General features: G+C 63.2%; 22 protein-coding genes. 12 read left to right on the forward strand and 10 right to left on the reverse strand.

Annotated features, from left to right (window positions below; translation table 11 throughout):
* Positions 1 to 20: 20 nt before the first annotated feature.
* From argS to LCF60_RS07850, 3 genes are all read right to left on the reverse strand, one after another.
* Entirely contained in the window at positions 21 to 1766 is a 1746-nt protein-coding gene (gene argS, locus LCF60_RS07840) for an arginine--tRNA ligase (RefSeq protein WP_292290910.1), read from the reverse strand.
* Between the two features lie 56 nt (positions 1767 to 1822).
* A complete protein-coding gene (locus tag LCF60_RS07845) occupies positions 1823 to 3652 on the reverse strand; it encodes a sodium:proton antiporter (protein ID WP_292290912.1) in 1830 nt (609 codons plus the stop codon).
* Positions 3653 to 3713: 61 nt separating this feature from the next.
* Positions 3714 to 4874, reverse strand: a complete 1161-nt coding sequence (locus LCF60_RS07850; RefSeq protein WP_292290913.1) for a deoxyguanosinetriphosphate triphosphohydrolase — start codon at positions 4872 to 4874, stop codon at positions 3714 to 3716.
* Positions 4875 to 4958: 84 nt separating this feature from the next.
* On the opposite strand from LCF60_RS07850, the gene LCF60_RS07855 reads away from it, so the two are divergent.
* Positions 4959 to 5282: an iron-sulfur cluster assembly accessory protein gene (locus tag LCF60_RS07855; protein ID WP_292290915.1), complete on the forward strand. Its 324-nt coding sequence runs from the start codon at positions 4959 to 4961 to the stop codon at positions 5280 to 5282.
* Positions 5283 to 5290: 8 nt separating this feature from the next.
* On the opposite strand, the gene LCF60_RS07860 is transcribed toward LCF60_RS07855, so the two are convergent.
* Positions 5291 to 6367, reverse strand: a complete 1077-nt coding sequence (locus LCF60_RS07860) for a hypothetical protein (RefSeq protein WP_292290917.1) — start codon at positions 6365 to 6367, stop codon at positions 5291 to 5293.
* A 58-nt stretch (positions 6368 to 6425) separates the two neighbouring features.
* Positions 6426 to 6908, reverse strand: coding sequence for a DUF6749 domain-containing protein (locus LCF60_RS07865; protein WP_292290918.1), 483 nt, complete (start codon positions 6906 to 6908; stop codon positions 6426 to 6428).
* A gap of 343 nt (positions 6909 to 7251) precedes the next feature.
* Here LCF60_RS07865 and xth point away from each other — a divergent pair, with 343 nt between their 5' ends.
* From xth to grxD, 4 genes are all read left to right on the forward strand, one after another.
* On the forward strand, positions 7252 to 8034 hold the full coding sequence (gene xth / locus LCF60_RS07870; RefSeq protein WP_292290920.1) for an exodeoxyribonuclease III: 783 nt from the start codon (positions 7252 to 7254) through the stop codon (positions 8032 to 8034).
* A gap of 73 nt (positions 8035 to 8107) precedes the next feature.
* Positions 8108 to 8350 (forward strand): BolA family transcriptional regulator, encoded by a 243-nt coding sequence (locus LCF60_RS07875; protein ID WP_292290921.1) that lies wholly within the window; start codon positions 8108 to 8110, stop codon positions 8348 to 8350.
* Between the two features lie 103 nt (positions 8351 to 8453).
* Positions 8454 to 8591, forward strand: a complete 138-nt coding sequence (locus LCF60_RS07880) for a hypothetical protein (RefSeq protein ID WP_292290923.1) — start codon at positions 8454 to 8456, stop codon at positions 8589 to 8591.
* Positions 8584 to 8946: a Grx4 family monothiol glutaredoxin gene (grxD, locus tag LCF60_RS07885; RefSeq protein ID WP_292290925.1), complete on the forward strand. Its 363-nt coding sequence runs from the start codon at positions 8584 to 8586 to the stop codon at positions 8944 to 8946. The genes LCF60_RS07880 and grxD overlap by 8 nt, the downstream gene beginning before the upstream one ends.
* 76 nt (positions 8947 to 9022) lie before the next feature.
* On the opposite strand, the gene LCF60_RS07890 is transcribed toward grxD, so the two are convergent.
* Together LCF60_RS07890 and LCF60_RS07895 are read right to left on the reverse strand one after the other, a co-directional pair.
* Positions 9023 to 9415, reverse strand: coding sequence for a cell division protein ZapA (locus LCF60_RS07890; RefSeq protein ID WP_292290928.1), 393 nt, complete (start codon positions 9413 to 9415; stop codon positions 9023 to 9025).
* Complete coding sequence (locus LCF60_RS07895) at positions 9415 to 9972, reverse strand: hypothetical protein (protein WP_292290929.1); 558 nt, start codon at positions 9970 to 9972, stop codon at positions 9415 to 9417. Before LCF60_RS07895 ends, LCF60_RS07890 begins: the two co-directional genes overlap by 1 nt.
* Before the next feature lie 235 nt (positions 9973 to 10207).
* On the opposite strand from LCF60_RS07895, the gene tkt reads away from it, so the two are divergent.
* On the forward strand, positions 10208 to 12253 hold the full coding sequence (gene tkt, locus LCF60_RS07900; protein WP_292290930.1) for a transketolase: 2046 nt from the start codon (positions 10208 to 10210) through the stop codon (positions 12251 to 12253).
* Between the two features lie 236 nt (positions 12254 to 12489).
* Here tkt and LCF60_RS07905 read toward each other — a convergent pair whose 3' ends face one another.
* From LCF60_RS07905 to LCF60_RS07915, 3 genes are read right to left on the reverse strand one after another with little or no spacing between them, the layout of a single operon-like run.
* Complete coding sequence (locus LCF60_RS07905; protein ID WP_292290932.1) at positions 12490 to 12786, reverse strand: hypothetical protein; 297 nt, start codon at positions 12784 to 12786, stop codon at positions 12490 to 12492.
* A 46-nt stretch (positions 12787 to 12832) separates the two neighbouring features.
* Positions 12833 to 13789 (reverse strand): DUF808 domain-containing protein, encoded by a 957-nt coding sequence (locus LCF60_RS07910; RefSeq protein WP_292290934.1) that lies wholly within the window; start codon positions 13787 to 13789, stop codon positions 12833 to 12835.
* The gene (locus LCF60_RS07915) at positions 13786 to 14178 is read right to left on the reverse strand and encodes a DoxX family protein (protein ID WP_292290935.1); all 393 of its coding nucleotides are present in this window, start codon (positions 14176 to 14178) and stop codon (positions 13786 to 13788) included. The genes LCF60_RS07910 and LCF60_RS07915 overlap by 4 nt, the downstream gene beginning before the upstream one ends.
* A gap of 181 nt (positions 14179 to 14359) precedes the next feature.
* On the opposite strand from LCF60_RS07915, the gene gap (LCF60_RS07920) reads away from it, so the two are divergent.
* The 6 genes from gap (LCF60_RS07920) (at position 14360) to LCF60_RS07945 (ending at position 19084) form a co-directional block, all read left to right on the forward strand.
* Positions 14360 to 15364 carry a type I glyceraldehyde-3-phosphate dehydrogenase gene (gene gap, locus LCF60_RS07920; RefSeq protein ID WP_292290936.1) on the forward strand — a complete coding sequence of 335 codons (1005 nt, stop codon included), beginning with the start codon at positions 14360 to 14362 and terminating at the stop codon, positions 15362 to 15364.
* A gap of 276 nt (positions 15365 to 15640) precedes the next feature.
* A complete protein-coding gene (locus tag LCF60_RS07925; protein WP_292290937.1) occupies positions 15641 to 15838 on the forward strand; it encodes a hypothetical protein in 198 nt (65 codons plus the stop codon).
* A gap of 241 nt (positions 15839 to 16079) precedes the next feature.
* On the forward strand, positions 16080 to 17339 hold the full coding sequence (locus LCF60_RS07930; protein ID WP_292290939.1) for an MFS transporter: 1260 nt from the start codon (positions 16080 to 16082) through the stop codon (positions 17337 to 17339).
* Positions 17340 to 17427: 88 nt separating this feature from the next.
* Complete coding sequence (locus LCF60_RS07935; protein WP_292290941.1) at positions 17428 to 17571, forward strand: glyceraldehyde-3-phosphate dehydrogenase; 144 nt, start codon at positions 17428 to 17430, stop codon at positions 17569 to 17571.
* A 113-nt stretch (positions 17572 to 17684) separates the two neighbouring features.
* Entirely contained in the window at positions 17685 to 18686 is a 1002-nt protein-coding gene (gene gap, locus LCF60_RS07940) for a type I glyceraldehyde-3-phosphate dehydrogenase (protein ID WP_292290942.1), read from the forward strand.
* 233 nt (positions 18687 to 18919) lie between these two features.
* Positions 18920 to 19084, forward strand: a complete 165-nt coding sequence (locus LCF60_RS07945) for a hypothetical protein (RefSeq protein ID WP_292290943.1) — start codon at positions 18920 to 18922, stop codon at positions 19082 to 19084.
* Positions 19085 to 19111 lie beyond the last annotated feature (27 nt).

Raw genomic sequence — 19111 nt, forward strand, 5'->3', positions numbered from 1 at the left:
ACCCGGTCACGACGCTTTTGTCAGCGCATTTCCTCGACCGGTGTGACGCCCAAGATACCAAGGCCCGCGGAAATAACAACAGAGACAGCCCGCGCGAGGGCGATTTTCGCCTGTGTGGCGTCGGTGTTGCCTTCCTGCAAAAAGCGCAGTTCGGGCACGTCGTTGCCCTTGTTGTAGAGCGCGTGCAGATCCGAGGCGAGTTCGTAGAGGTAGAACGCCACCCGGTGCGGTTCGTTGGTGCGCGCGGCGATTTCCACAAGGCGCGGCCATTCGGCGAGTTTGCGCGCCACGGCCAGTTCGCTGTCATGGGTCATGCCCGACAGATCGACTCCGGCCAGCGTGGCGTCATCGACCGTGACACCGGCCTCGACCGCCTTGCGCAAGACCGAATGCACGCGGGCATTGGCGTATTGCACGTAGAAGACCGGGTTGTCCTTGGACTGTTCCAGCACCTTGTCGAAATCGAAATCCAGCGGCGCGTCGTTCTTGCGGGTCAGCATGTGGAACCGCGTCACGTCCGGCCCCACCTGTTCGACCACGTCGCGCAGGGTGACGAAGGTCCCTGCCCGCTTGGACATCTTGAACGGCTCGCCGTTCTTGAAGAGCTTCACAAGCTGCGTCAGCTTGATGTCGAGCGGCGTCCTGCCATCCGAGAGCGCGCTGACCGCGGCCTTCATCCGCTTGACATAGCCGCCGTGATCCGCCCCGAACACGTCGATCAACAGGTCATAGCCGCGCTGCACCTTGTCGTAGTGATAGGCGATATCGGGGGCGAAATAGGTCCAGGAGCCATCCGATTTCATGATCGGCCTGTCCACGTCATCGCCGTGCTCGGTGGATTTGAACAGCGTCTGTTCGCGCGGTTCCCAATCTTCGGGTTTCTTGCCCTTGGGCGGTTCCAGCACGCCGCGATAGATCAGGCCCTTGTCCTTGAGGCTGTCGATGGCCGCTTCGATCAGGCCGGTGCCATAAAGCGACTTCTCGCTGAAGAACATGTCCATCTCGACGCCCAGCATGCCCAGGTCGGCACGGATCAGCAGCATCATCGCGTCGGTGGCGAAATCGCGCACCTCTTCCAGCCAGACATCCTCGGGCTGACCGACATAGGCGTCGCCAACCTTGTCCCTGAGCGCTTCGCCCACCGGGATCAGGTAGTCGCCCGGATAGGTGCCATCGACAAAGGCGACCTCCTGGCCATGCGCCTCGAGATAGCGCAGGTAGACCGACCGGGCGAGCACATCGACCTGTGCGCCACCGTCGTTGATGTAGTATTCGCGCGTGACATCAAAGCCCGCGTAGGCCAGCAGGGACGCCAGCGCATCGCCGAAGACCGCGCCGCGCGTGTGCCCGACATGCAACGGGCCGGTCGGATTGGCCGAGACATATTCGACGTTGACGCGCCTGCCCTGCCCCATGCCGGATTTGCCGTAGGCCACACCCGACGACAGGATCGCCTTCGGCAGGCTCTGCCACACCGCATTGTCCAGACGCAGGTTCAGAAAGCCCGGCCCGGCCACCTCGGCGCTCGACACGCGGGGGTCGTCCGACAGCCTGGCGGCCAGCGCCTCGGCGATGTCGCGCGGCTTTGCACCTGCGGGTTTCGCCAGCACCATCGCGGCATTGGTCGCCATGTCGCCATGCAGCGGGTCGCGCGGCGGTTCCACGGTCACATTGGCAAAGTCGAGACCACCCGGAATCGCGCCATCGGCCACCATCGCGTTCAGGCTGTCGATCACAAGCGTCCGGATATCGGAGAAGAGGTTCATGTCACACGTCCTTTGTTCGGCATGTCCTCTACCACCTTGGCGCGCCGCGTCAAATGTCAGGCTTGGCCCTCGGCGCGGGCGCGATGCTCTTTCTTCGGCAGCATGGCGATCAGGCGCGTGCCCCTGGTTTCCTTCGGCTGGTCCTCGGGTCCGAGAATGCGCAACGTGCCGCGCGGGCCGATATCGGCGATCGGAATGCCTTCGGGATGGGTGTCGTACCAGTTCTGGAGGGTGAATTCGTCCGACAGCGTGGTGCTTCGGAATTCCCACCCGTCCCACATGCGGCGCTGCACCTCCCAATAGGTCTCGCCTGCGCCAAGCGCCCGCCCGCCCAGTTTCGGCGGCAAGGCATAGCGCGCGGATTCCGAGGTGTCGCGGTTGAGCTGGTAGACGTTTTCGCGCCCGAATTCCGGCGCGAGATCGGTGGCGACCAGCGTGTTGTACGCGTCATTGTCGGTCGCGGCGATCACCGTGGCATAGGCCATCAGGTCAAGCCGGTGCTCGGCCCCTTCGGACAGGATGTCGCCGGTGTAGATCTGCAACCCGGCCGCGCGCGCGTCGCGCAAATGGCTGCGGTTCGGATCCGAGATCATCACCGGCAGGTCGAGCTTGTTGAGAAGTGCGCCCAACTCCACGGTCCAGCGACTGCCTCCCACCAGCAGCACGCCGGGGGTCGTGGACGCGGTGAGGCCCAGAAGCCGGGCAATCGGCTTGAGCGTGAAGCCATGCAACACCACCGTGCCCGCGACCAGCGCGAAGGCCAGGGTCGAGATCTGTGCCGCGTCCTCGATCCCGGCCTGCACCAGTCGGTCCCCGAAAAGCCCGGCCACCGCGACAAGGACCACCCCGCGCGGACCGGTGAAGGCCACCAGCAACCGTTCCCGCCACGGGACATCCGACAGCGCCAGCGACACCAGCACCGTCACCGGGCGGGCGAACAGGATCACCGCCATCACGGTCGCGAGCGTCTGCCAGTTCATGCTGAGCAGGGTTTCGCGGTTCATGTTGGCGGCCAGCAGAATGAACACGCCCGACACCAGCAGGATCGTCGCGTGTTCCTTGAAGCGGTGCATTTCGGCGTGGCTGGGCAGATGCGCGTTGGCGATCCAGACGCCCATGATGGTGACCGCCAGCAGCCCGCTTTCATGCAGCAGCGCGTCCGACGCGGCAAAGGCCACCAGCACGCTGACGAACAGGACCGGCACCTTCATGTATTCCGGGACCCAGCCACGCGAAAAGGATTTCGCCACGCCCCAGCCGCCGGCGAGCCCGACCAGCGTGGCGACAAGGATGCCGATGGCAAGCGTGGTGACGGCCTCTTGCACCGTCGCCGCGGTCTGCCCGACCAGCACCACCTGGAAAGCCAGGACGGCGGCCAGCGCGCCCACCGGGTCGTTGACGATGGCCTCCCATTGCAACAGCGCCGCCGGGCGACGTTTCAGACGCGCCTGCCGCAGCAGAGGGGCGATCACGGTAGGTCCGGTGACGATCATGATGCCGCCAAAGACCGACGCCGTGGCCCAGCTCAGACCGCCGACATAGTGCAGCACCCCGGCCGAGAGCAGCCATCCCACCGGACCGCCGATCAGGACAAGCCGTTTGACCCCGGTCGCGGCATCGGTCAGCGACTTGAAATTCAGCGTCAGCCCGCCTTCGAACAGGATGATCGCCACGGCAATCGCCACAATCGGTTGCAGCAGGTCCCCCATCGCGACCGACGGGTCCAGAAAGCCGAAGACCGGGCCGACCAGAAGCCCGGCCACCAGCATCAGAACGATGGCCGGCAGGTTGAGCCGCCAGGCAAGCCACTGGGCACCCACGCCAAGCGCCCCGACAAGGGCGAAGGCGGTGACCGGACTCAGTCCGACTTCGGAGGGCGTCGCCATAAGGGTTCCTTTCGGGATCGGGTCGGGATCGGGTCAGGGCGGGGATCAGGTTGGCACCGGGTCAGGATCGGGCGGAAATCAAATCGGCCCCGGTCAGCCGTGCATGTTCCTGAAGTGCGAAGCGGTCGGTCATGCCGGCAATGTAGTCGGCCACGATGCGCGCCAGTTCCGTCTCCGAGCGGATCTCGGCCACGTCCTTGCGCCACTGTTTGGGCAACATGGTGGGGTCCGACATGAACAGCGGGAACAGTTCGTTGATGACATGGGTGACCTGCGCGCGCATCTCGACCACGTCCGGCGCTCGGTACATGCGGTGGAACAGGAAGGTTCGGATCACCTTGAGATCGGACCACAGACCGGGCGAGAATTGCACCATCATCCGCCCCGCCGCGCGGATGTCCTCGGGCGTCTGCGGGTCCAGTCCGGCCAGGTTGGCGCGGGTCACGGTGATGACGTCGCTGACCAGCACGCCGAAGAAGCGGCGCAGCGCCTCGTGCCGGCGACGATAGTAGTTGAGATCAGGATAAAGCCGATCCACTTCGGCAAAACAATCACTTACGATGGGAAGCTCGGCCAGTTCATCGGTCGAGAACAGCTCGGCCCGCAGCCCGTCATGCAGATCGTGGTGATTATAGGCCACGTCGTCGGCCAATGCGGCGACCTGCGCCTCTGCGCTGGCATGGGTGTGCAGCTCCAGGTCGTGCCGCAGGTTGTAGTCGGACAGCGCATAGGGCACCGGATCGCCCACCGGGCCATTGTGTTTGGCAAGGCCTTCAAGGGTTTCCCAACTGAGGTTCAGCCCGTCGAAATCGGCATAGTGCCGTTCGAGCGACGTCACGATGCGGATCGCCTGCGCGTTGTGGTCGAACCCGCCGTAAGGCTGCATCAGGGCATCGAGCGCGTCTTCTCCGGTATGCCCGAACGGCGGGTGACCCAGGTCATGCGCCAGCGCCACCGCCTCGGTCAGCTCCAGGTCCAGCCCCAGCGTCTTGGCGATGGTGCGCGCCACCTGCCCCACCTCGATGGAATGGGTCAGCCGGGTGCGGAAATAGTCGCCCTCATGTTCGATGAAGACCTGTGTCTTGTGCTTGAGCCTCCGAAACGCCGAGGCATGGATGATCCTGTCCCTGTCGCGCTGGAAACACGAGCGGAATTCGCTTTCCTCTTCGGGGTAAAGCCTGCCCCGCGTCTTCGTCGGGTCGCACGCAAATCGCGCCGTCATCGCAGCACCGCCTGTTCTTGTTCCCTGTCCCGTTCGCCCTTATATTGTGTTACGCATACAAGTTAAAGCAAACCCGAGGATGACATGCAGCTTCCACCGAAAGTGACCGAACGGGCCTTCGAACGCCTGTCGGAAATTGGCGCAAGCGCCGAGGGCATGGCGCTGCGCGTCGCCGTCGAGGGCGGCGGATGTTCCGGGTTCCAGTACGAGATCAAGCTCGACGCACCGGCAGAGGACGATCTGGTTCTCGAAGGCCAGGGCGAACGGGTCGTGGTGGATTCGGTGTCCCTGCCCTTTCTGGCCGATGCGGTGATCGACTTTTCCGAAGAACTGATCGGCGCCAGGTTCGTGATCCAGAATCCCAATGCCACATCCTCTTGCGGATGCGGCACCAGTTTCTCGATGTAGAGCGCGGGTCAGTGCGGGTGGGTTCCGCCATCTGCGCGCGCGAAGCCGTGAAAGAATTCCTCGAAATGATGCGATGACGTTTCCGCCTGGGCAAGAACGGTCATCGCCTCGGGGGACAGACGTCCCTCCATGTGCATCCGCATGGTCATCCAGTCACCGCTGCGGGCGTCGTCCAGATGGAACATCGCCTCGGACATCTCGCGCATCGGGGCGGCCCGGTCCATGCTTCGGTCGAACCGCATGCGGCCCTCGACGAACCCCTTGGAAAACGCGCCATGGCCGGTCATCGCCTGGTGCCAGTTGCAGACCAGGAATTCGTGATAATCGTCCTGAACGCTGACCGCAGCGCCATCGGAGACCGAGAACAGGGCGGTTTCACGGGTCAGCCAATCGGTCCAGAGCGCGGGCGGCACGTCGCCGGCATAATGCATGGCGATGCAGATTTCCGACAGCAGGTCGGCGTTCTGTTCGATGAAGGCAAGCAGCCCGGCAAAGTGCAGGCTGCGCCGGGCGGCCGCGTCCAGTTCCGGATCGCAGCGGCCATATTCGCTGAGATAGAACACGATATGCGTCAGCTCGTACGCCGCCTTCTTGTTGGGCAGCGCAAAGGTGTCGGATCGCGCCATGAAGGCCCGCGCGCGGTGTTCGAGCGCCAGCACATCGTCGCTGGCCGACACGTCGCGGCGGGCAAAGAGGCGCACCGCTTCAAGTCGTTGCAGGTCGGACAGTTCGGCTTGTGGCAGGGTCTGGTCATGCGCCCACTGAACCAGTTGCTCGGCCTGGTCGCCGGGCATCCCGAGATCCTCGAGATCGAGCGCGATCGACAGGAAGAACCGGTAATATTGCGGAAAGAACCGAAGACGTTTTCCGACGGTCTCGTAAAATCCCGCGTAGACATCCAGAGCCGCATCGCCCGGCGCCGTGCCGGTGCATTCCAGGATATTCAGGATCTCGGCGTTTTCCTTGAGCCAGAAAACATCGTCCCCGAAGCGGCGGTGCGTGGCAAAGCAGCTCAGAAGCGCGCCGAGGCGCGCTTCCTGTGAGTTGATCCGGGACGGGGGGGTAAGTTGGATGACGTTTGTCATGTTCCATGCCTCCTAGGGAAAAACAGGACGGCCACCCCGTCCCGGGTCAGTCGCGCGCTTACGATGCAGAGGTGAACAGGGCGCAGCCTTCGCCGTCGTCCGTGGTCTTGGCGGTGACAGGGCTCGATGCCGAGGTGAAGGCCTCGACCGCATCACCAGTGCGGGCGTCGGACGTGGTCGGCGTGGAGGCAGAGGTGAACGCCTCGACCGCGTCGCCAGTGCGGGCGTCGGACGTGGTCGGCATGGAGGCCGAGGTGAACGCCTCGACCGCGTCGCCGGTGCGGGCGTCGGACGTTGTCGGCGTGGAGGCCGACGTGAACGCCTCTACCGCATCGCCGGTCCGGGCGTCGGACGTGGTCGGCATGGAGGCTGAAGTGAACGCCTCGACCGCATATCCCATGAGGGCGTGAGAGGCAGAAGGCAGCGACGCGGATGTGAACATTTCGGTCGCATCTCCGTGATGAAGATCCGCTTCACCTGCATTATTGCGCTGAGTCTGAACGGAAATCTCGGTAACGTCGAATTTACGAAGTGCGGTCATGGTATGGCCTCCTATTGGCTGGTTGAATGAGCCAAGGCTGGCACGTAAAAATTGAATAGTAGAAGCGAAAAAATCGTTAAACGTGTGTATTCGGCGATTATCCACACGAGCTTTCACCCCTAGGTTGTTCCGATTGCACCGCTCCTCGAGTTATCAACAAGTTGCAGAAAACTGGGGATAACTTTCTGGCGGGGCGGTCCGGCTGTCTGTCGGGCCGGCGTCACGGGCGATTGAAGCCGCGACTCACCCGTGATGAAACAAGTTTCGCAGACGGATTCGGGGCGATCCCCGCTTGTGTGCGCTCCTGCTTCTTGGGATAGAGAGGCAATCCGGGAGGCCCTTTATGAAAATCGCCACGTTCAACATCAACGGGATCAAGGCCCGCCTGCCCGCTCTGACGGATTGGTTGACCGAAAGCGCCCCTGACGTTGCGTTGCTTCAGGAAATCAAGTCGGTCGACGCAACATTCCCGCGCGAGGCTCTGGAAGATCTTGGATACCGGGTCGAAACCCACGGCCAGAAGGGTTTCAACGGCGTGGCGATCCTGTCGAAACTGCCGCTGGAAGACGTGACGCACGGATTGCCGGGCGATGACGGCGACGAACAGGCCCGCTGGATCGAGGCGACGGTGATCGGCGACACCCAGGCGGTGCGGGTCTGCGGGCTGTATCTGCCCAATGGCAACCCGGCGCCGGGGCCGAAATACGATTACAAGCTGGCCTGGATGAAACGGCTCGAAGCGCGGGCGCGCGATCTGCTGGCAGACGAGATGCCCGCCCTGATGGCCGGTGACTACAACGTCATTCCGCAGGCTGAAGATGCGGCAAAGCCGGAAAGCTGGATCAACGACGCGCTTTTCCTGCCGGAAACCCGTGCGGCGTTTCGGCGCGTCCTGAATCTTGGATATACCGAGGCCTTTCGCGCCCGCACCCAAGGCGGCGGACATTATTCCTTCTGGGATTACCAGGCCGGCGCGTGGGAGCGGAACAACGGCATCCGCATCGACCATTTCCTTCTGTCGCCCGCCTGTGCCGACCTGATGACAGAGTGCTGGATCGAAAGTGCGGTGCGCGGTCGTGACAAACCGTCGGATCACGTGCCGGTCTGGGTTTCGCTGACCGCTTGAAATACCGGGCTGCTTGCGGAATGGTCGACCGCGTCATACATCTTTGCAAAGTCCAGATACGGAGAACAGCGTCATGGCCATCCAAGCGCAGGAAATCGAAGACCTGATCCGCGCGGAGTTCCCCAATGCCCGGATCACGATCACGGATCTGGCGGGCGACGGGAACCATTATGCCGCCGAAGTGGTCGACGAAAGCTTCAAGGGCAAGAACCGGGTCCAGCAGCAACGCGCGGTCTATGCGGCCCTCAAGGGCAAGATGGACGGATCGCAGGGCGAACTGCATGCCCTCGCCCTGACCACCAAGGCACCGGACTGATGCCAGCGCGGCTCTGGAACATCGCGATGATCCTGCTTGTCGGGCCGTTTGCCTGGTGCGTGTGGAAGACGCCGCATGCCGGGCCGACGGAAACGGCACGACCATGATGACCTTCCTGATGAATACCTGGCCGATGTTTGCTGCCATCGGGCTTGTCACACTGATCACCATTGGCGCCACAATGCCCTATATCCGAAAGGACCGGGCCCGCCGAGACCACATGGAGAAAGACAATGACTGACGCGAAACAGAAGATCGAAGACACCGTAAAGGCCAATGACGTGGTGCTTTACATGAAAGGCACCAAGTCCATGCCGCAATGCGGGTTCTCCAGCCGGGTCGCGGGTGTGCTGAATTACATGGGCATCGACTTCAAGGACGTGAACGTCCTCGAGGACGAGACCATCCGCCAGGGGATCAAGGATTTCTCCGACTGGCCGACCATCCCGCAGCTTTACGTCAAAGGCGAATTCGTCGGTGGCTGCGACATCATCACGGAAATGACCCTCTCGGGCGAGCTGGACCAGCTCTTCGAAGAGAACGGCGTGACCTATGACAAGGATGCGGCAGACAAGATCCGCCAGGCAAACGCCTGAGCCCCGGGCCAGTCTCTGGACATGAAAACGGCGCCCCGACAGGGCGCCGTTTTTCGTTCAACGGAATGCGTCGCCGTCAGCCGGCCTTTTCCTCGACATCGCGCGCCAGAGCCTCGGCACGGGCGGCGATCTCCTGCAGGGATTCGGTCACATCCGTCGGCACCACCGGCACCTCGATGCGTTCGGGCTCGGGCGGCGGCGCATCCTTGAGGGCGCGCAGCTCCGACAGGTAGCCGGCCGCGCGATCCTCGGTCTCGCGCAGCTTGTCCTCAAGCCCTGCCGTCTTGTCCGCCAGCATCAACCCGGCCATCAGCAACATCCGCGCCTCGGGAATGCGCCCGACCTGCTGGACCAGCACCTCGGCCTCGGTGTTCAGCATCTTGGCGGCGGAATAGAGATACTGTTCCTCGCCTTCCTGGCAGGCCACGTCGAAATTGCGGCCGCCGATGGTGATTTCGACTTCGGGCATCAGTTGGCCTCCTCGGTTTGCGCCGCCGCTTCCAGCAGCGGCGTGAGCGACGCGATGAGCGCCTGGGTCTCGGCCGCCTCGACCGCCCGCGCGGCGCGCAGCCCTTCCAGTTCGGCCAGCATCGCCTTGTTGATCAGATGCGGTTCGCCGACATTCTCGGCCAGCGCCTTGCGCAGTTCCTCGTTGGTGGCGCGCAGCATCTCGTTGGACTGGCGCAGGCGTTGCAGATCCAGATCCAGTGCGGCGACATCAATGCCCGGCGCAGATGCCGGTTCAGGAGAAGGGGCAGCGGAAGCGGCGGCGTCGGCCCTGGCAGCCTCAAGCTCCTCGCGATGGGTTTCGTGCAACTTGCGCACCCGCTCTTCAAGCTGGGCATTGGCCAGCTTTTCCTCGTCCAGCGCATCCTGCAGGCGCGCCACCTCGGCAGGATCGATTCCGGGCTGCGCGGGTTCGGCCGGAACCGCCTGTGCAACACGCTCGTCAAGCCGGGCCACACCCTGGGCCACCCTGTCCAGCGCGGCCGTGATGCGGTGTTGTAACTCGTCAATCTGGGTCATTTGCCTGATCCCCGTTTCTTGTTGGTCCGACCTGAACACGAGGTCCAGACCGCAATTTTCCGTGCTCTCGGAACGAATCGCTCCGCCCTCTTAATGTGAAAGTTTAACAATCCGCACCGAAAAATGCGCCCCCTTATACGCAGCGGAACGGTGCGTCCGGCTTGAACTTGTCGGTCACACTGGTATGAGCGCGCGTGACGACCCCATCCTCCCCATGACAAGGACGACCCGGCCCGTGGATATCGAGACCCTCAAAGCGCAGAACCCTGACCATTGGACCAAGGCCGCCGCGATCCGCGCGCTGACACTGGATGCCGTGGCCGCGGCGAATTCCGGTCACTCGGGCATGCCCATCGGCATGGCGGACGTGGCCACCGTGCTTTATGAAAAGCACCTGAAATTCGACGCCGCCCATCCAAACTGGCCCGACCGCGACCGGTTCATCCTGTCGGCGGGTCACGGCTCCATGCTGCTTTACGCGCTGCTCTATCTTTCGGGCGACGCGGAAATCACGCTGGATCAGGTCAAAAACTTTCGCCAATGGGGCGCCAAGACCGCCGGACATCCCGAGAACTTCCTCGCGCAAGCCATTGAAACCACGACCGGGCCGTTGGGTCAGGGGCTTGCCAATTCTGTCGGCTTCGCGATGGCCGAGGAATCGCTGCGCGCGCGCTTCGGCAAGAAGCTGGTCGATCACCACACCTATGTCATCGCGGGCGATGGCTGCCTGATGGAAGGTGTGAGCCACGAGGCCATCGGCATTGCCGGGCGCCAGGAACTGTCGCGGCTGATCGTCTTCTGGGACAACAACAGCATCACCATCGACGGCAAGGTCGAATTGTCCGACCGCACCGACCAGATCGGCCGGTTCACTGCTGCGGGCTGGCATGTGCAGGAAATCGACGGGCATGATCCGCAGGCGATCGATGCCGCGATCGTGGCGGCCAAGAAAGACAAGCGGCCCTCGATGATCGCCTGCGAGACGCATATCGCCCTCGGCCATGCCGCGCAGGACACCTCGAAGGGTCACGGCGCGCTGACCAATGCGGATCAGAATGCCGAGGCCAAGGCCGTCTGGGGCTGGACCACCGGCCCGTTCGAAGTGCCCGCCGAGATCAAGTCGGCCTGGGAAGAGATCGGCCGCCGCGGCGCCGCCGACCGTGCCGACTGGGAAGCAAGGCTGGCAGAGACATCGGCGTCACGTCAGGCCGAGTTTGCCCGCACGATGGCGGGGGAGCCGCCGAAAAAGCTGACCTCGACGATCAAGGCGCTGAAGAAGCAGATCAGCGAGACCGCGCCCAGCGTGGCGACGCGCAAGAGCTCGGAAATGGTGCTGGAAGTGGTCAACCCGATCCTGCCCGAAACCATCGGCGGCTCTGCCGACCTGACCGGGTCGAACAACACCAAGACCGGCGACCTGGGCGTGTTCGACGTGGACAACCGCAAGGGCCGCTATGTCTATTGGGGCATCCGCGAGCATGGCATGGCGTCGGCGATGAACGGCATGGCGCTGCATGGCGGCATCCGACCCTATGGCGGCACGTTCATGTGCTTCACCGATTACGCCCGCCCCGCGATGCGCCTGTCGGCCCTGATGCAGGTGCCGACGGTCTACGTGATGACGCATGACAGCATCGGCTTGGGCGAAGACGGCCCGACGCACCAGCCCGTCGAACATCTGGCGATCAGCCGTGCGACCCCGAACACGCTGGTGTTCCGCCCCGCCGACACGGTGGAAACCGCCGAGGCCTGGGAGATCGCGTTCACCCAGACCAAGACACCGTCGGTGTTGTCCTTGACGCGGCAGAATCTGCGCACAGTGCGGACCGAGCACAAGACCAAGAACCTGACCGCACAAGGCGCCTATGTGCTGGCCGATGCCGAGGGCAAGCGTCAGGCGATCCTGATGGCCACCGGTTCGGAAGTCGAGATCGCCATGGCGGCGCGAGACATCCTACACGCCGAAGGGATCGGCACACGGGTTGTGTCCATGCCCTGCTGGGAGCTGTTCGAGGAACAGGACGAGAAGTACCGCAAGCGCGTGTTGCCGGGTGGCCCGGTGCGGGTGGCGGTCGAGGCCGGCATGCGGTTTGGCTGGGACCGTTGGTTGTACGGCGAGCGTGGCAAGCGCGAGAAGTCCGGGTTCATCGGCATGCACGGCTTTGGCGCGTCGGCGCCTGCGGAGACGCTGTACGAGAAGTTCGGAATCACGGCAGAGGCGGTGGCCCAGAAAGTGCGCGATCTCGTGGAAGGCCGCTGGCAGGCCGATCCGCGCACGTAAGAGATCGGGCGGCCCTGACGTTTCGCAGGGCCGCCGGTTTTCGATGCAGTGATGCATCGCGTGAACGCGTTGACGCGTTCGATGGCGCGCAGATTTCCGATAGCCGCCTTCATTGCGCTGACGCAATGCCAAAACGCCTTGAGGCGTTTTATTCGAGAGACCGCTGGGCGGGCACGCTGCGTTGACGCAGCGACAAAATGCGTTGACGCGTTTTGGGCCTGCACGGGCGCGCGTCCCTAAATCCCCGTGGCCCCGTCGCGCGCGGCAGTCGGCCACGCCCGTTGCGACAGTTTCGGTGGATCGCGGTCGACCAGCAACCGAACCGGATCGCGATTGCAGAACACCACCAGTTGATCGCCGTTTTCAACCATAGTGAAGCCGCGCTTTCGCACCTCGTACACAAAGGCATCGCGGCCTGCATAGCGTTCGACATCGCGGGCGGCACGGTGGATCACGCCACCCCGCCCCACCGCCTTGGCGGAGAACACGTTGCGGATCCAGTTTTCGGAATCGAGGTAAGAGGGTATCGTCATGACACCCATATTGGCGCGACCCTGCTTAAGACAGGATTAACGCCGGTCAGGCCCCCTTCGGCATGACGGCGCTCCAGATCGGACCGACGATCTTGACCCCGACCGGGATCAGGATCAGCCCCCAGATCAGCCCGAGCACGAAATCGATACCCGCCGTGATGCCCCATTCGAAAAACGGCTGCCCCGCGCCGTAGGCCACGGCGACATCATGAATTGCGTCTTCCGGCACATGCCAGCCCATCTGCGCAACCGAATGCACGATGATCGACCCGCCGACCCATAGCATCGCCGCCGTGCCCACCACGGTCAGCCCCTTCAAGAGCCATGGCATGAACTTGACGATCCCGCGCCCCAGTGCGCGGGTCAGGCCAAGCCGCCCCACCTTGCTGAGCCAGAGACCGACATCGTCCATCTTCACGATCACCGCCACCGCGCCATAGACCGCCAGCGTCACCATGATGCCCACAAGCGCAAGCGTCGCGCCCTGCATCCAGATGTTGTCGACCTCGATCACCGACAGCGCGATGGTCATGATCTCGGCCGAGAGGATGAAATCGGTCTTGATCGCGCCCTTGACCTTTTCTTCCTCGAGATGCAGCGGATCGGCGACATCGTGGCTGCCATCCGGCCCGCCGGAATGGTCGTCATGCGGCATCACCACATGGGCGATCTTCTCGGCGCCTTCGAAACACAGGTAGCTGCCGCCCAGGATCAGCAAGGGCGGGATCAGCCACGGTGCGAAACTCGACATCAGGAGCGCTGCAGGCAGCAGGAAGACCAGCTTGTTGATCAGCGATCCGCGCGCGATCCGCCAGATGATCGGCAATTCGCGGGCCGGTTCGAACCCCTGCAGGTATTTCGGCGTCACCGCCGCGTCGTCGATCAGCACGCCCGCCGTCTTGGACCCGGCCTTGGCCGCTGCCGCGCCGATGTCGTCCACCGAGGCCGCGGCCACCTTGGCAATCGCTGCCACGTCGTCCAGAAGGGCCAGTAGTCCGCTCATGGGGTCGCTCCGTTTTTAAGTCCGCTCAAGACATAGCGCCCCGGGCCGTGGGCCGCCAGCACCAGACATCCCCCGGCAATGGCCCAGTTCTTGACGAAGATGCTCATTTGCCAGGGATCGTCCGGGATCAGGTGAAACACGCTGGTGAGGCCGCAATAGAGCGCCAGAAGCGCCGCGACCGGACGCACCGCCCATCCCGCGACAAGCATGAGACCCGCCAACGCATTCAACAGCAGCGCCGGCCAGATCAGCACCGCGGGCAGATCGCGGTCGGTCAGCAGCGTCATCGCCGCGTCCGGGTCGACGATCTTCTGCACCGCCCCGCCCAGGAACAGAATCGCCAACAGGCACCTGCCCAGCAGCACCGCAGCATCGGCCATCCGCATCATTCTTTCCGATTCCGAAACATGGGTCGCCTGTTACCGCAAACCATCCCGATACGTTAGCGCGAACATGTTCCGACTTGCGACCTTTTGCGCTAACATGCTGGGAAATATCGTGTTTTTTACTTTCCGGATGCAGCATGCCGACGTATACCGTTCGCAATTGCATCGCGCTGGAGAACCTCTCATGACCGTCACTCTTGGAATCAACGGTTTCGGTCGGATTGGCCGCTGCACCCTCGCCCATATCGCCGAAAGCTCGCGCAATGATGTGCAGGTGGTCAAGATCAACGCAACCGGCCCGATCGAAACCAACGCCCACCTGCTGCGCTATGACAGCGTGCATGGCCGGTTCGGCGGTCAGGTGACGGTCAAGGGCAACACGATGGATCTGGGCCGCGGCCCGATGCAGGTGTTTTCGACCTACGACCCGCAGGAACTCGACTGGTCGGGATGCGACGTTGTTCTGGAATGCACCGGGACCTTCAACGACGGCGACAAGGCCAGCGTGCACATGGAGCGCGGCGCGAAATCCGTGCTGATCTCGGCCCCGGCCAAGAACGTTCAGAAAACCATCGTTTACGGCGTGAACCACCGGGCGCTGGCCGAAGGCGACACGATGATCTCGAACGGGTCCTGCACGACGAACTGTCTGGCCCCGCTGGCCAAGGTGCTGGACGAGGCGATCGGGATCGAGTCGGGCATCATGACGACGATCCATTCCTATACCGGCGACCAGCCGACGCTGGACCGGCGCCATGCCGATCTCTACCGCGCGCGGGCGGCGGCGATGGCGATGATCCCGACCTCGACCGGGGCCGCCAAGGCGCTTGGCGAGGTGCTGCCGAACCTCAAGGGCAAGCTTGATGGCTCGGCCGTGCGCGTGCCGACGCCGAATGTCTCGGCAGTCGATCTGACCTTCTACGCGGGCAAGGACGTGACGGTCGACGATGTGAACGACGTCGTCCGCGCTGCGGCGGCAACCCATATGGGCACTGTTCTGGCCTATGATCCGGAACCCAAGGTGTCGATCGACTTCAACCACACCACGCACTCGTCGATCTTTGCGCCCGACCAGACCAAGGTCGTGGGCAAGCGGTTGGTGCGGGTGCTTGCCTGGTACGACAATGAATGGGGCTTTTCGGCCCGGATGGCCGACGTGGCGGGCGCGATGGGACGTTTGTTGCACTGATCCGCCCCGGGCACAGCTTCCGGCCTTTTGAGACCAGACCTCGCCTCGACCGGCGGGGTCTTTTCGTTTCGCGGACCCCCGTCCCATTGCACGGCACCGCGCAGGCCGGGCGGGAGGGACGAAGTCGGAACAAGTTTATCGGGTTACAAAACCGGTCCGTAATGGCCAAATTGCTGCCCCAATCTGCGGGCCTGGTGTCGATGAAGACAGGGCATGCGCATGCGGACAGATCGCTTGCCGTCCCGACAGACGCCGAAACGAGACATGTTATGGGTGATGGAGACCGCAGTGATCCAGTTCCTGAAATCCTTTTGCAAAGCCGATGACGGCGCCGTCACCGTTGACTGGGTCGTCCTGACCGCTGCTGTGGTCGGGATGGCCTTCCTTTCCTATGTGGAGTTGCAGAACAACACCGACCAGGTGCTGACATCCACCGGCGAGGCGCTCCTGACCGCGCAGGACTACCTTGAGTGACCTTGCGGTCCGGCGCTCCGCTCGCATGATCCTGCGATCTGGCTGACGGTCCGAAAGCCAAGACCCTCCGCAGGATCGACATCATCCTGTTTTCATACCCGCTTTTGCCGCGTCTTTACGCAGGGCGGCGCAAAACGTCGCCATGAGGCGTCAAAAAGGCGTTCCGGAATGTCCGCACTTGTGGTTTCGCGGTAGGGTCCCCCGACCTTCACCGACACCGCCGATTCAAGGAAATGCTGACATGATGAACGTGCTGGCCGGTATCTGGGCGCTGCTGATCGGCATCGTCTTCATCATGCTGGGCAACGGCATGCATTTCACGCTGATCGGCCTGCGCGGCGGGATCGAAGGGTTCTCCGCGGCGGAACTTTCTATCGTGGCATCGGGGTATTTCCTGGGCTTCCTGTCCGGGGCGCGGCTGACGCCCGAGATGATCCGGCGGGTCGGCCATGTCCGCGTCTTCGCGGCGCTTGGCAGTTTCATGTCGGCCGGGCTGATCGCCTTCGCGCTGTTCACCGATCCGATCTCCTGGACGCTGCTGCGGATCGTCATCGGCTTTTGCATGTCGGGGATCTACGTGACCGCCGAAAGCTGGCTCAATGCCTCGGCCACCAACGAGACACGCGGCAAGGTTCTGTCGGCCTACATGATGGCGCAGACGCTGGGGATCATCGGGGCGCAGGGGCTTCTGACGCTGGGCGACGCGGCGACGGCGGGGCTGTTCATCGGGGCGTCGATCCTGGTGTCGATCTCGTTTGGTCCCATTCTTCTGTCGGTGACGCCGACACCCGCCGCCGAAGTAACGCGCCCGATGCCGCTGCGCGAGCTGTTCCGTGGCACGCCGCTTGGTACGGTGGGCATGTTCCTGCTGGGCACGATCTATGCCACGCAATCCGGGCTTGGCGCTGTCTATGGCACGCAGATCGGCCTGACGGCGGACCAGATCGCGCTGTTCATCGCCATGCTTTTCGCCGGGGCGCTGTTCCTGCAATATCCGATCGGCTGGCTGTCCGACCGGATGGACCGCCGCACGCTCATCTTCGGATGCGCCGTGTTGGGCGCGGTGTTCAGCCTGGGGGGCTGGGTCTTCGGTGGCGATCTGTGGATTCTGATGGCCATGGCGTTCCTGACCGGAGGCGTCACAACGCCGCTGTATGCGCTGATCCTCGCCTATACCAACGACGCGCTTTCGGCCGAAGACATGCCTGCGGCCTCGGGCGGATTGGTCCTGACCTTCGGCGTCGGCGCGATCCTGGGTCCGTTGGGCGCCGGCTGGGGCATGCAGGTGTCCGGCCCCGCCACCTTCTGGTTGGCGCTGAGCGTCGTCTTCGTGGCGATTGCGCTGTATTCCGCCTATCGCATGACGCGGCGGCCGACGCCTGCGGCAGAGGACACCGACAGTTATCTCGGCGTCCTGCCCACCGCGTCACCGGTCGCGGTCGAGGCCGCCGGGGTCTGGTCCGCCGAACAGGGCGAGCTTGACCGCGAGGGGGACGACTGACCCGGCAGCACACATCGCGCACGCGGTGGCGTGACACCACCCCTGCCCTCTGGCATTCTGCGCGCCAAGAGGCAGAGGGACAGGCGCGATGACCAATTCAATCGCAATCGGTTTGGGACTGTTGATCCTGGGCGGAATTGCTATCGACGCATTCCTGACCGGGGGGGACGGGCTGTTGTTTCTTGCGGTCAAAGGCATAGATTTAGTCGAATGGATCGCCTTCTGGCGGTAAGCTGACGTGCGGAGCATTGCTTGACAGCTTTGCGGCGTTCTGTTTGTTAGCGGTAACAGCCTCAGGCTACCACCAGAACGCACCACCTGCCGGAACCAGCGAGGAGTCATCTAATGAGCACCAAAGTCGCCATCAACGGATTTGGACGCATCGGCCGCAACATCCTGCGCGCGATCATCGAATCCGGCCGCACCGATATCGAGGTCATCGCGATCAACGATCTGGGCCCGGTCGAGACCAATGCGCATCTGCTGCAATATGACAGCGTGCATGGCCGCTTCCCGGTCGAGGTCACGCATGACGATGACAGCATCGACGTGGGCCGCGGGCCGATCAAGGTGACGGCGATCCGCAATCCCGCTGACCTGCCCTGGTCGGATGTGGACGTGGTTCTGGAATGCACCGGCATCTTCACCAGCAAGGAGGCGTGCCAGGCGCATCTTGAGAACGGCGCAAGCCGGGTCCTGATCTCGGCCCCCGGCAAGGATGCTGACAAGACCATCGTCTACGGCGTCAACCATGACGCCCTGACCGCGGATGACCTGATCGTGTCGAACGCCTCCTGCACCACCAATTGCCTGTCGCCTGTGGCCTATGTGCTGAACAACACGATCGGCATCGAGCGGGGATTCATGACGACGATCCACTCCTATACCGGCGATCAGCCGACGCTGGACACGATGCACAAGGATCTCTACCGCGCGCGCGCCGCAGCGCTCAGCATGATCCCGACCTCCACCGGGGCCGCCAAGGCCGTGGGCCTGGTGCTGCCCGAACTGAACGGCAAGCTCGATGGCGTGGCGATCCGCGTGCCGACGCCCAACGTGTCGGTGGTCGATCTGACCTTCACCGCCGCGCGCGACACCACGGCCGAGGAAATCAACGACGCGATCCGCGCCGCCGCCGACGGGCCGCTCAAGGGCATCTTGGGCTATACCGACAAATCGCTGGTGTCGTCGGATTTCAACCACGATCCGCATTCGTCGATCTTTCACACCGACCAGACCAAGGTTCTGGATGGCAGGATGGTGCGCATCCTGAGCTGGTATGACAACGAATGGGGCTTTTCCAACCGCATGGCCGATACCGCCGTGGCGATGGGCAAGCTGATCTGATCGGCTTTTGACCCTTCCCTGACCAAAGCTGTGCAGGGCTTCGGCAGACGGGTGGGAAACTGCCCGTCTTTTTTGCGTTTGATGTCCCGTTTCTCCGAGCCTTGCATGAGGTGCAGGGCGGCCTTTCCCATGTGTCAGTTGTGCCGCGACGCAGCATCCTTATCTTCCCTTGTGAAGCTGTTAGCGCAAACCGCGTTGCGGCACAGGACCATAAAGCACGGAAAGGACTGACCATGGCCCATCTTATGTCTTCCCTGCGGAGCCGTCTTCAAAAGCGGGCCGCCTACCACCGGACTGTCCGGGAAATCCGGTCCATGCCGCTGGATGTGGCGCTGGATCTGGACATCCACCAGGACGATGCAGAAAAGATTGCGCAACGCGCGATCTACGGGCGCTGACCGGCACGTTTGCCGACATGACAGGAC

This window comes from Marivita sp., from assembly GCF_020055635.1.
GTDB lineage: Bacteria > Pseudomonadota > Alphaproteobacteria > Rhodobacterales > Rhodobacteraceae > Marivita.